The following is a 12,519-nucleotide window of genomic DNA, read 5'->3' on the forward strand; positions in this document are numbered from 1 at the left end:
TTGCGCCAGCCCTGCTGTCGCAGACTTACTCCTGCAACAGGCTCTGTTCGGTGTCGATATCGAACAGGTGGCAGTGACTCATATCGAAACACAGGGTCTTCTGCTCGCCATGACAGATCACCGGCTCTGGATGGTAGGGCACCCGGGCGACAAACGATTCCTCGCCCATGGCAAAGTACAGATAGCTTTCATTGCCCATGGACTCCACCGCCGTAATGGTGGTGGAAACCAGATTGGGCTGCTGGCCGGCTGCAGACGGTTCGGCCAGGGCAATGTGCTCGGGGCGCAGCCCGAACCACAGCTGCTGATCCGTTTTGTACGCCACCTGCCTGGCCTTGGCCTCGGGTAACCGCAGGCGCACACCATGGTCGAGCACCAGATAATGCTGATGCTCATCCTGTACCAGGGTGGCCTTGACCAGGTTCATGGCCGGCGAGCCGATAAAACCGGCAACAAACTTGTTGGCCGGACGCTGATACAGGTTGATGGGCGTATCAACCTGCATGATCCGCCCCTGGTTCAGTACACAGATCCGATCGCCCAGGGTCATGGCCTCTACCTGATCATGGGTGACATAGATCATGGTGGCATTCTGCCCTTCGGCCTTGAGCGTCTTGTGCAGCTGGGCGATGCTGACCCGGGTAGAAACCCGCAGCTTGGCATCCAGGTTGGACAGAGGCTCATCGAACAAAAATACATCCGGCTTGCGCACCATGGCGCGCCCCAGGGCCACTCGCTGGCGCTGGCCCCCGGACATTTCCCCCGGCTTATTGTCGAGCAAATGGCCTAGCTCCAGGGTCTCTGCCGCTTCCCGGATCCGGCGATCGATTTCGTCGCCGGCCAGCTTCTGCTGCTTCAGGCCAAAGGCCATGTTGTCATACACTGACATATGGGGATAGAGCGCATAGTTCTGGAACACCATGGCGATGCCGCGATCCTTGGGCGGCAGCTCGTTCACCCTTTTATTACCGATAAAGATATCGCCGCCGCTGACCTCCTCCAGCCCGGCAATCATGCGCAGGGTGGTCGACTTGGCACAGCCCGAGGGGCCGACGAACACCATGAACTCCCCTTCCGCAATGGCCAGATCGATGCCATGCACCGCCTTGAAGCCATTCGGGTAGGATTTCTCAACCTTGCGGAGTACGACTTCAGCCATCTGCTTGCTCGCTTATACTGGTTTGCATCAGGATTTCGGGCTCGAAATCCACCACCGACATCAACACCAGATCCGCGTGGGGCGTCAGCTCGTCGGCCGTGGCCGTACCGGTCAGCACCCCCACCCTGCGGGCCCCGGCATTATGGCCAAACTCCATATCCGACACCGTGTCCCCAAACATCACGATATGATGCGCTTCCAGTCCACAGCGTTCGCTGAACCCACGCAACAGGGCCGGATCCGGTTTGGGGGCAATGTCCCCGTCGGAGTAACCGACATAATCGAACAGCTCCAGCAGACCGGCCTGGCGCAAGCTGTAGAGGGTCGCATCACGGGTATCCGCCGTCGCCACCCCCAGCTTGAAGCCCTTTTGCTTCCAGGCAATGAGCTTGTCCCTAATCCCGGGCAGGGGCTGGATCAACAGCGGGTTTTCCTCAACCTGCCGGTTGAAACAGGCTTTCACGTCGCGGGTAAACTGTAACAGCTCGCCGTCAAGCTGCAGCAACGCATACCAGGCCACGGCGGTGTCTTCCACCGGGTTCGAGGCCAGCAGGCCATGGTTGTCCACATGGTCACCCCAGATGCCAATGGCCTCGAGCAGCTGCTGCTCGGATACCCTGGCCCCGGCGCCACTCATCGGCCGATACTGGCGCAGGATATCACTGGCCGCCCCCTGGGCGACCTTCAGCCACATCTGGTGAAACTCCAGCAGGGTACCGTCTTTATCGAACAACAAACCTTTAATTTCCATTGACTTGCACTGCCTCCATCAGCTCGCCCCAGGTCACCAGGGTCGGCACAGAAAATGCCGGTGTTTGGCCGTTATAGACGGGATTGATCATGCCTTCAAAGTCGCCATTGGCACGACGTATATCGACGCGCAGCCAGCCATGCCGGCTCATATCCACCCGAAACTGAATGTCTTGTGAACCAAGCGGGTAAACCGCGATACGCCGGCCATCGGCGATGCACTCGGCGTAGTATTCAAATGCGGTATCCCGCACCGACAGCCGGTAGTCGATCACCTGCTGACCTACATCCTGCCCGGGCAGAACCGACCCCTGGTTGATGCTGAACGCCAGGCCGCAACGGCGTTCGAGATACACATGCCCCTGACGCAGGCCGGCCAGTATGCCCTCGCCGCTCAGGCCGTGGGAAAACACAAAGGTCGAGGGATCCCCATAGATGGAGGGCTCGCTGGCGTTGGGGTTTCTTTCATGGGGCTCCAGGTGACAGTCGCTGCCGCCCACCCCATGGATGCGGTGCCCGGCGTTCCACATGCCATTCAGTACCTGCAGCGCCTGCTCGGTAGCCTCCGGCGAGGTGGACCAGGTGGGATCACAGCAGATCTCCAGGGTGTTTATCCGCGCCAGCGGCATCTCCTGATAGTGCCAGTGCCAGGGCTTCATCATGGGGTGATTGACACTGACACTGCCCTGGTCCTCGCCGGCCAGCGCCAGCCCCTGCTCGATCATCGCCTCGCTGGTATGGACGGCGTAGTTCATGTTCAGGGTTCGGCAAGGGCCATGCAAATTGAAATGGCCCAGGGCGGTGGTCACCTCAATCGCCGGCAGGAACAACACCTGGTCCATATCGGGCAACAAGGGCTGGCACATGTTGTGCTCGGTCAGAAACAGGAAGTCCAGCTGCTGTTGTGCCGCAATCTCGGCCACCGCCTCGAGCCGGTTATGTCCGTCAGACAGGCTGGTATGGGCATGCAGATCGCCACGGTACCAGGCGGTTTCCGTTTTTTTGACCGCGCTGTAGTCGAAGGTGATGCCATGATCGGTGCCCATGTTCTTCACTGTCCTAAGCGGCAGTGGTTCGGGCTCGCCCTCGAAGCTGACCTCAACCTGGTACTGCATCGGCTTGGGCGAGCGGTGCTCCCCTTCCAGATTATAAAGATGCAGCTGCCAGACACCGGGCTCAAGCGGGCCGGCTATTGCCCCCATGGACGCCGCCTCGGCGGTGATCACCAGCTGCTTTTTGGGTTTCAGCCACAGGATATTGCCCCGCAGGCGTTGCCCGGCATCATACAGATAGCTGTGCAGAAAGCCCTTTCTTACCGTGGTACCTTCAATGGTGATGGCCGTGGTCCCCTCGGGGACCCCGATCTCCAGCACCTGATGTCCAAACGTCAGTTCACCTGAAAAATTCAACATATACGCGATTTCTCTGAGTCAGGTTGGTATTGCAGATATATCCGCACCGATACGGACGCCTTATTTCGTCCGCACCGGTCATTGCAGTCAGGAGCGATTGGCGCGATCCAGGGCACGCTGGGCACGCTTCGCCGCCGCTTTCAGCGCCTTTTCGGCGGGGATATTTTCGATCTGTACCTTGTCGGCGGCGATATCCAGGGCATCCAGGATCTTGCCATTGGTGGGATCAAAGAAGTCTTTGCTGGCCATGCCCGCCTGCTTCAAGGGCACCAGCGCCTGCGGATTTTCCTGGGTGTAAGCCTGGTACTCCGCCACCTGCTCGACACTGGCGCGAACCGGGATATAACCGGTATACATGGACCAGCGCGCCGTGTTCTCGGCATTGGTATAGAACTTCATGAATTCAAATGCCCCCTGTGCCGCCTGCTCATCGGTGCCCTTGGGCATCACAAAGATCTGGGCGCCGGCCTGGGGGGCGGCCGGATGACTGCCCCAGCCCGGTTGCGTGGTGGCAGCCAGTCTGGTGAAGTCCAGATCCCCTTGATCCCCCGAGGATCCGGTATAGCCCAAGGCACGACCCTTCATCACATCATCGATGGTCTTGTACCAGTATTCCCAGCCCTGGCCACCGTGGTGAATGCGCATGGTGTTGTCTTCATGTATCCACTTGCGAAAGCTTTCCCACACCTCGATCCATTCAGGCGAGTCGAGCAGCACGGTTTTGCCATCCTCACTGATCACCCTGGCGCCGTTGGAGAAGGCCGCATCGATCATGTTGTCATGACCCCACATCGGCTCCCAGCCATAGAAGGTGGTGTTGCCATCGGCATCGCGACGGGTAACCGACTCGGCTACCTTGGCCACCCCTTGCCAGGTACTCAGATCCTGCTCGGTGAAACCGGCATCGGCCAGTACCTGCTTGTTGTAGTAAAAAATCTGGGTAGTGCCGTAGGCAGGCAGGCCATAGACGGTGCCATCCGGGTAGGTTACCTGGTCACGAAAGGCGCCGAGGAAATCATTGAAATTGAACGCGTCATCCATGTAGGGACGGAAGTCACGTACCAGATCCCGGGCCGCCATGGCCTCGGCCTGGGCCGAATTCAGCAATACAAATTCGGGTGCGGTTCTGGACGCCATCCCCGCCTGCAGCTTCTGGTAGGTCTCGGCGTAATTGCCCTGCAGGGCCGGCTTGATAACATACTCATCCTGGCTGCCGTTAAACTCCTCAATCAATTTGGTCATCATTTCCTGCGGTTTCACACCACCGGAATACCAGAAATTGATTTCGGTTTTGGCAAACACATTGCCCGATACACACAGGGCAGAGCACATTACCGCGAGTGACTTCAGCTTCATTTCCATTACTCCTTGACACCGTTGTCGGCGATACCAGACAAGATATGTTTTTGACAAACAATAAAGATGATCAGCAGGGGCACCACCGCTATGGTGCTGGCGGCCATCACCTGAGACCAGTTCAGGCCGTAATTCCCTTCTGCGATAAAGAACTGCCGAATTCCCGTGGCAATCAGGTTCAACTCCTGACTGGTGATAACCAGGCTCGGCCACATGTAGCTGTTGTAGTTGGTAATAAAGGTGATCAGAAACAGGGTGGCCAGGGCCGCCCGGCACTGGGGCAGAACAATGGCATAGAGGATTTTCAGCTCACCGGCGCCGTCAATACGCGCCGCCTCGATCAGGGAGGGGTGTATTTTCAAAAACACCTGGCGCAGATAAAACACCCCGAACACACTGGCGGCATTGGACACAATCAGTCCCGCATGGCTATCAAGCAGCCCCATCCGGGCCAGGGTGATATAAGACGGGATATAGGTCACAGCACCGGGCAGCATGTAACAGCCCATGACCACCACATACAACAGGGTGCGGGAACGGAACTTCAGCTGGGTAATGGCATAGGCAAACATGGCGGAATTGACGATCACCAGCAGTGTCGTCATCAGGGCCACGAAAAAGCTGTTGAAAATATACTGGCCAAAGGGCGCGCTCTGGAAGGTTTCTACAAAGTTGTACCAACGAAAGCTGTCCGGAATGAGATTCAGGGGATGACTGAAAATCTCATCGTTGGTTTTCATCGAGCCCGACAACATCCAGATAAACGGAAACACCATGATGATGCCGGCCAGTATCAGAAAGCCGTGCCTGGCCAGCGCCGCCAGGGCCGGTTTGGTGACCGGGAAACGCCCACTCGCCGCCCTGGTCGCTGTACTTGTAGCTGTGCTGTGTACTGTCATTCCATTACCTGCTGCCTGCATCAGTGGCTCTGCTGCCGAATGGCTGTTCATATCTATATTCCTCGGTCAATGGTCTTTACTGCTGATATCCGCTGTCGACCTCATCAGTAATACACCCAGCGTTTTCCCATCAGGGTATTGATCAGGGTCAGCACCCCGGTGATCAGCAGGATAATGACCGAGCAGGCGGCGGCCGGCCCCATCTCATATTGCTCAAAGGCCTGCTGATAGAAGAGATACAAGAGGGTCCGGGTGCTGCCACTGGGGCCGCCCTGGGTCATGATCTGAAACTGATCAAACGCCTGCACCGCTGTGATCATGTTGACGATCACCAGGAAGAAGCTGGTCGGCGAAATCAGCGGCAGGGTCAGCCTGGTAAAGCGGGTCCAGGGGCTGCAGCCATCGATCAACGAGGCTTCATAGAGGGAAGTCGGTATCTTGTTGAGGGCGCTGATATAAAACAGCATGGTCCAGCCCACCGCCTGCCACACGGTCACCACCATCACCGCAAACATGGCCCCGGCGCCGGTTTCCAGCCAGGGCACAGAGGCAAAACCCAGCTCATTCAACAACAGGTTGGCCAGTCCGGCCTTGGATTCAAATACCCAGGTCCAGACAATGGACACGGCGACCGTCGGGGTGATCCAGGGCGAAAAAATGATGGCCCTATAACCCTGGCTACCCCGGAAGTTCTTGTGCAGCAGCAGGGCAAAGGCCAGGCCCAGCACTACGGTCGGTATCACCACGCCCAGCGCAAACACAAAGGTATTTTTCAGGGCCTGCAAAAAATCCTCATCGGTCAGCATGTACTCATAGTTTTCCATGCCGACAAAGTGATAATCGGGAGAGATATAGTCCCAGTCGGTAAAGCTGATGTAGACACTGGTGCCGAAGGGCAGTAACCAGAAGGCCAGCAGTGGCAGCAACAACGGCAAGACAAACAGCAATACCTGTAATTTTTCCAGTATTTTCGGGATATGTGTCTTCATCTGAGGTGCCACTCCGTTTATCAGTCAGCGTGAGAATAAGATCGCTTCGTGACACCCGTATTAAGCAAACCAACACAATTACCCCACGCAGTCATAAGCCACGCTTATGATGGGCGCATTTAAAAGAGGGTCCTGATAGTGTTGCATCAACCCGGAGCCAAACGCAGAGATGCCGAATGCCCGGGGCCGATACTCAACAACAGAATCGATAGCGGGGCCTTCAGCAAGCAGGATAAGACAGGGTCGGTATGTCATCGGCTACCCACATTCGGGGGAAGCGCGTTTTACTTTGCAGGAGAAGGCGATCACCGCAGCGATGGCGGTATTGAGGAAAATTGGCAGGCGCCTGCGCCGGCAGCTAGTTCATTACTGTGCATTTATGACACCAGACAAGGCCCCGGGTCTGCATGTGGCCATGGTCGCTGTCGCGCCCTCAGCAACCGTTATTCAACACGCGGTTTGTCAGCCGGTTCAGAGCCTGGTCCCGGGTAGCTGTACTGCTGGTGCATCCAGTCACAAAAATAACTGACCTTGGCCGGACGATGTTGGCGGGTAATCATAAAGTGACTGGATTCGGAGGGCATGCTCCCTTCCAGGGCGGTCACCACCTTGCCTTCAGACAGCCACTCCTCAGCCACCAGAGAGCGAACCAGCATAATCCCAATGCCCTGTCTGACGGCCTCCAGCCCGTGCAGCGAATTGCTGATTTCGAGCAGCACATCGGGCAATACCGGCGAATAGCGATTGTGGCTCAGCCACTGCAGCCAGCTTTCCTGGTAACCCTTCACCTGGATAGCCGGTAACCCGGAAATATCCCCCCGGGCCAGCACTTTGCGGTATCGCTGTTTGAATGCCGGGCTACATACCATCAGCCAATGCTCCTGAAACAGACGCTCGGTACGGATGTGTTCGGTTTCGGTGACTCCGTTGGTTATTTCTATATCCGCGTCACTACAGGGATCCCGGGAGGGCCAGTCAACCAGTGTCAGATCAAGGCGAATAAAGGGAAAGCGGGTATAAAAATCCCTCAGCCTGGGGAGCAACCAGCTATGTCCGATGGAATGATTGACCTTGACCCGCAGCACATCGGACTGCTGCCCCCCAAACAGGATCTGGGTCTGCAGTTTCAGATGCTGCAACGAACCGGATACCACCGGCAAGTATTGTTGGGCCACCTGGGTCAGGGTCACACCGCGCTGGCTGCGTTCAAGCAGGGTGCATCCCAAAAATTGCTCCAGTCCCTTGAGCTGCTGGCTGACCGCCGCCTGGGACACCTGCATCTCCCGAGCCGCAGCGCCAATGGAGTGCAACCGGGCCACCGCCTCAAAGGCCACCAGGGCGCGTAATGGTGGAAGCATGACTCCGCCTTTTGCTGACAAGAACAACCAGGATGGCCCGCCAATATGGCGTTAACATGACACTATCAAGAAGGAAATATGGCAGGTATATGGTAACTGTGGCTGGTATCACGGCGATAAAAAGGGCCTGCAACGCAGGCCCTTGAGGGATTGATTTATGCCGGCGGGATCAGGCCAGGTCCTTCACCAGGTTGAGCACATCCACTTCTATGCCATCCAGCTCTTCATCCCAGTTAGGGCCGATACGCACGCCGTCTTCGGACAGGTCTTCAACCCAGATTTCGAGAAACTCCCCCAGGGCAATCTCGAAGGGCTCGTAGTCGACCCATTCATCCACGCACTGGACCTTGGCCTCCGCCTCGGTCGACCACAGCGGCATCACCTCGGTGTCTTCAAATTCGTTGGAATCGCAAACAACCCATTCATCGCCGAAGCGCAGCCCCCACATTATCCGGCTGGCTTTTACCTCATTGATAAAACGTTGGTAGTTTTCCTGGTGGCTGTTGCTCATTGTATTCACCTTTGGCTGATAACAGGGAAATCCCCCGAATGGGGCGATACTGACCCAAATCCCTCCTAGACTCAATGAAAACAGCATAATACAAACCCGCACAAGCGCCATGACAATACCACATCCGAGGAGGTGCTTTATGAAATTACCCGCCAAGCATCAGGTTGCCAGCCTGGACGTCGATGCCCAGTACACCTTTACCCCGCTGTGCCCGGATGAGCTGCCGGTCCCCGGCGGTGACGAGATCGCCGATGAACTCAACCGCCAGTCCAGCTTCGCCGCCTGGCGAGTGGGCTCAAAGGACGCCCACTCTCCCCAGGCCAAGTGGATCAGCACCGACAAGCATCCCCCTTATAGCCCCATTGAGGGCAAGAACATGGATATCCGCTGGCCGCCCCACGCGGTGCCCGGCACCAAGGGCTTCGAGCTGCTGGCCGGCCTGCCCCATCCCTCCGACTATGACTTCTTCGTGTGGAAGGGGGTCGAACCGGACATGCATCCCTACGGCGCCTGTTACCAGGATCTGCAGCAGCGGATGAGCACGGGGTTGATTGAGTTCCTCGAAAGCAAACGAGTATCCACCGTGCTGGTGGGCGGCCTGGCCACGGATTATTGCGTCAGGCATACGGTGGAACAGCTGCTGGATGCCGGTTTCAGCGTGGTGGTCAACCGGGCGGCGATCCGTGGCGTGAATGATGAGTCCAGTCGTCATGCGATCGCCGAGATGATTCAGCACGGTGCCATTTTCGTGCACGACAGCGCCGTCCTGGAGCAAACCGATGGCTGACCCCATCATCCAGTCGTTGCTGGATACCGATCTCTACAAGTTCACCATGATGCAAACCGTCTTGCACCAACACCCGGCCGCCCAGGTGGAATACCGGTTCAAGTGCCGCACCCCGGGCATCGATTTCAGCAATTGTCTCGAGGACATTCGCCGGGAAATCACCGCCCTGTGCCGGCTGCGGCTGACCGAAGACGAGCTCGCCTACCTGGCCGGGCTGGACTACATCAAGTCGGACTTTATCCATTTCCTGCGGCTGTTCCAGCTGGATCAGCGCTTTGTACACCTGGATTACCAACAGGGTGAGCTGCAGCTGCATATCAGGGGCCCCTGGCTGCACACCATACTGTTTGAAGTCCCGCTGCTGGCCATCATCAATGAGGTGTACTTTCGTCATCACAGCCCAACACCGGATTGGCAGGAGGGACGCCGCCGGCTACAGGCTAAAATCGCCCTGGTGGCCAACAGCCCCGAAAACCGGGACTTTCGCTTCACCGACTTCGGTACCCGGCGCCGTTTCGCCCGGGTCTGGCAAAAGGAAGTGGCAGAGCAACTGGCCGGCCAGCTGCCACTGCAGTTTACCGGCACCAGTAACCTGGATCTGGCCCGGCGCCTGGGGTTGCACCCCATCGGCACCATGGCCCATGAATTTTTACAGGCCTTTCAAGCCCTCGGACCCCGCCTGGTGGACAGCCAGAAGGCGGCACTGGAAGCCTGGGTGCATGAATACCGGGGCCGCCTGGGCATCGCCCTGACCGATGTGGTGGGCATGGACGCCTTTCTCGCCGATTTTGATCTCTACTTCGCCAAGCTGTTCGATGGTCTGCGACAAGACTCGGGTGATCCCATTATCTGGACCCAGAAAGCCCTGGCACACTATCGCAAGCTGAGGATAAACCCCCATACCAAGACCCTGGTATACAGCGACGGCCTGACCATAAGCAAAGCCCTGGAAATTTACCGGCGCTTCCGCCAGGACTGCACCATGGCCTTCGGCATAGGCACCCACCTGACCAATGATTTGGGCCCAACCCCCATTAACATAGTGATCAAGATGACCGCCTGTAACGGTCAGGTGGTAGCCAAATTGTCCGACAGCCCGGGCAAAACCCTGTGTCGGGACCAGGCATATCTCGCCTATCTGGCCCGGGTTTTCAAGGTATCCTGACAGACAGCCGACGCCGGCTCCGGGAGGGTGTAAACTTTTTGTTACTGGAAGATGAAACCAAAGGCTGGCCGCCAGCTTCTAAATTTTAGGCGGGCTCTCTAGAGTAGGGCCAGTCTTAAGCGAAGGGAGGCAAAATGAAGGCTACCCAGTATGTTGCACATAAACCCGGGCCCGATGGCCTGATCCATTACAGCACCGAGGAAAATGCCATCTGGCAGACCCTGGTCGAACGCCAGCGCGACCACCTTCAGGGTCGCGCCTGCCGGGAGTATATCGACGGCATGGCCCGGCTGAATCTGCCGAACACACACATTCCCCAACTGGAAGAAATTAACCAGGTACTGGTGCCGGCCACCGGTTGGCAGGTCTCTCGGGTGCCGGCCTTGATCTCTTTCGATCACTTCTTCGAGTTGCTGGCCAGCCAGCGTTTTCCGGTGGCCACCTTTATACGTACCCGTGAAGAGCTCGACTACCTACAGGAGCCGGACATCTTCCATGAAATCTTCGGCCATTGCCCCCTGCTTACTAACCCGGCCTTTGCCCGCTTTACCCATACCTATGGTCAGCTGGGCCTGAACGCCAGTCCCCAGGACCGGGTGTTCCTGGCACGCCTGTACTGGTTTACCGTGGAATTCGGCCTGCTCAACACCCCGGACGGCCGTCGTATCTACGGCGGTGGCATCCTCTCTTCGCCGGGTGAAACCCTGTATGCCTTCGAGTCGTCCAAGCCCGAGTTCCGCCGCTTCGAGTTGCTCGATGTACTGCGTACCCCCTATCGCATCGATATCATGCAACCTATCTATTATGTACTGGACTCCATCGACGAGCTGTTTCAGATCGCCGAGATGGATATCATGGGCAAAATCCAGGAAGCCAAGACCCTGGGACTGTTCGCCCCCACCTTTCCCCCCAAAGAAAAACAAGCCAGCTAAGGAGCCATTTAATGACAACGCTTGCCCAACAACAATGTGAAGCCTGCCGCGCCGATGCCCCCAGGGTATCAGACGAAGAACTGGCCACCCTGCTAAAGGAAATCCCCGACTGGGTGCCGGTGGTACGCGACGGTGTGATGCAGCTGGAACGGGAGTACAAGTTCAAGAATTTCAAACTGGCCTGGGCCTTTGCCGACAAGGTGGCAACACTGGCGGAAGAAACCTTCCATCACCCCACCATTACCCTGGAATGGGGCAAGGTCACCATCACCTGGTGGACCCATGCCATCAACGGCCTGCACCGCAACGACTTTATCATGGCCTCGAAAACCGACCAGCTATTGTGATGCCAAGGCTTGCTTAAGCAAGAATAACCGACCATGATGACCGCCGGCGTGAGGTGGTCATCCTGTTAACCCTGCCGTTATCACCATCCAAATAAACAATGGCTCCATGTCGTTTCTGTACACACCTCGCACACAGAAACTGTCCCGGCATCCCGCTGGAAAATGAAGATTTTTTATGGCTATCCTTATCCTGGAGCAACCAGCTGAGATAGAATACGCCACCCTGGCTGGGCGCGGTTATCGGCCCTTCTCCTTGGTTAATACCACCGACCATAACAATCACTCGTATTCCTCGGAGGATACATATTGATGGACATAGGCTATCGCCTGAAAGCCGTACGCAAGAAAGCCGACCTCTCCCAGCGTGAGCTGGCCAAACGCTCGGGCGTGACCAACGGTTTTATTTCCCAGGTGGAAAAAAACCAGGTCAGTCCCTCCATCGGCTCACTCAAGAAATTGCTCGACGGCATTCCCATGTCCCTCGCCGACTTCTTCGCCGATCCGGAAGAAGAGGTCCCGCAGGTCGTATACCGGGCCGATGAGCAGCCGGAAATCAGCTCGGACAGCGTAAACTACCGACTGATCGGGCACAGCCACCCGGGCAGAGCCGTCGGCATGATGCGTGAGACCATGGCGCCGGGTGCCGATACCGGCCCCGAGCCCATCAGCCATGCGGGCCAGGAATGCGGCACCATCCTCCAGGGCCGGCTGCGACTGATCGTCGGCGAACAGGAGTTCGTGCTGGAACCGGGCGACGGTTATTATTTCGACAGCCAGAAGCCACACCGTTTCATCAGCATCGGCGAGGAAGAGCTGGTGATCATTTCCGCCAATTCCCCGCCGACGTTCTGACG

13 protein-coding genes are annotated in these 12,519 nt (G+C 57.3%); 5 read left to right on the forward strand and 8 right to left on the reverse strand.

Going from position 1 to position 12,519, the window contains the following annotated elements; genetic code table 11:
• Positions 1-25 precede the first annotated feature (25 nt).
• The 8 genes from DCS96_RS10060 to DCS96_RS10095 form a co-directional block, all read right to left on the reverse strand.
• Entirely contained in the window at positions 26-1,159 is a 1,134-nt protein-coding gene (locus tag DCS96_RS10060) for an ABC transporter ATP-binding protein (RefSeq protein ID WP_116474136.1), read from the reverse strand.
• Positions 1,152-1,910: an HAD family hydrolase gene (locus tag DCS96_RS10065; RefSeq protein WP_116474137.1), complete on the reverse strand. Its 759-nt coding sequence runs from the start codon at positions 1,908-1,910 to the stop codon at positions 1,152-1,154. Before DCS96_RS10065 ends, DCS96_RS10060 begins: the two co-directional genes overlap by 8 nt.
• On the reverse strand, positions 1,900-3,321 hold the full coding sequence (locus tag DCS96_RS10070) for a CehA/McbA family metallohydrolase (protein WP_116474138.1): 1,422 nt from the start codon (positions 3,319-3,321) through the stop codon (positions 1,900-1,902). Before DCS96_RS10070 ends, DCS96_RS10065 begins: the two co-directional genes overlap by 11 nt.
• A gap of 87 nt (positions 3,322-3,408) precedes the next feature.
• Positions 3,409-4,677, reverse strand: coding sequence for an extracellular solute-binding protein (locus DCS96_RS10075; RefSeq protein ID WP_116474602.1), 1,269 nt, complete (start codon positions 4,675-4,677; stop codon positions 3,409-3,411).
• Positions 4,678-4,682: 5 nt separating this feature from the next.
• The gene (locus DCS96_RS10080) at positions 4,683-5,627 is read right to left on the reverse strand and encodes a carbohydrate ABC transporter permease (protein ID WP_116474139.1); all 945 of its coding nucleotides are present in this window, start codon (positions 5,625-5,627) and stop codon (positions 4,683-4,685) included.
• Between the two features lie 53 nt (positions 5,628-5,680).
• Positions 5,681-6,565: a carbohydrate ABC transporter permease gene (locus DCS96_RS10085; protein ID WP_116474140.1), complete on the reverse strand. Its 885-nt coding sequence runs from the start codon at positions 6,563-6,565 to the stop codon at positions 5,681-5,683.
• A 443-nt stretch (positions 6,566-7,008) separates the two neighbouring features.
• Complete coding sequence (locus DCS96_RS10090; protein ID WP_116474141.1) at positions 7,009-7,923, reverse strand: LysR substrate-binding domain-containing protein; 915 nt, start codon at positions 7,921-7,923, stop codon at positions 7,009-7,011.
• 169 nt (positions 7,924-8,092) lie between these two features.
• Complete coding sequence (locus DCS96_RS10095; RefSeq protein WP_116474142.1) at positions 8,093-8,434, reverse strand: DUF2750 domain-containing protein; 342 nt, start codon at positions 8,432-8,434, stop codon at positions 8,093-8,095.
• Positions 8,435-8,573: 139 nt separating this feature from the next.
• Here DCS96_RS10095 and DCS96_RS10100 point away from each other — a divergent pair, with 139 nt between their 5' ends.
• The 5 genes from DCS96_RS10100 to DCS96_RS10120 all read left to right on the forward strand — a co-directional run bounded on the left by DCS96_RS10100 (position 8,574) and on the right by DCS96_RS10120 (position 12,517).
• On the forward strand, positions 8,574-9,221 hold the full coding sequence (locus tag DCS96_RS10100) for an isochorismatase family protein (protein WP_116474143.1): 648 nt from the start codon (positions 8,574-8,576) through the stop codon (positions 9,219-9,221).
• Positions 9,214-10,386 carry a nicotinate phosphoribosyltransferase gene (gene pncB, locus DCS96_RS10105; RefSeq protein WP_116474144.1) on the forward strand — a complete coding sequence of 391 codons (1,173 nt, stop codon included), beginning with the start codon at positions 9,214-9,216 and terminating at the stop codon, positions 10,384-10,386. The genes DCS96_RS10100 and pncB overlap by 8 nt, the downstream gene beginning before the upstream one ends.
• Before the next feature lie 134 nt (positions 10,387-10,520).
• A complete protein-coding gene (phhA, locus tag DCS96_RS10110; protein ID WP_116474145.1) occupies positions 10,521-11,318 on the forward strand; it encodes a phenylalanine 4-monooxygenase in 798 nt (265 codons plus the stop codon).
• 11 nt (positions 11,319-11,329) lie between these two features.
• On the forward strand, positions 11,330-11,665 hold the full coding sequence (locus DCS96_RS10115; RefSeq protein ID WP_116474146.1) for a 4a-hydroxytetrahydrobiopterin dehydratase: 336 nt from the start codon (positions 11,330-11,332) through the stop codon (positions 11,663-11,665).
• A 309-nt stretch (positions 11,666-11,974) separates the two neighbouring features.
• Positions 11,975-12,517: a cupin domain-containing protein gene (locus DCS96_RS10120; protein WP_116474147.1), complete on the forward strand. Its 543-nt coding sequence runs from the start codon at positions 11,975-11,977 to the stop codon at positions 12,515-12,517.
• Positions 12,518-12,519 lie beyond the last annotated feature (2 nt).

This window comes from Zobellella maritima (assembly GCF_003075035.1).
Classification (GTDB): Bacteria; Pseudomonadota; Gammaproteobacteria; order Enterobacterales; family Aeromonadaceae; genus Oceanimonas; species Oceanimonas maritima.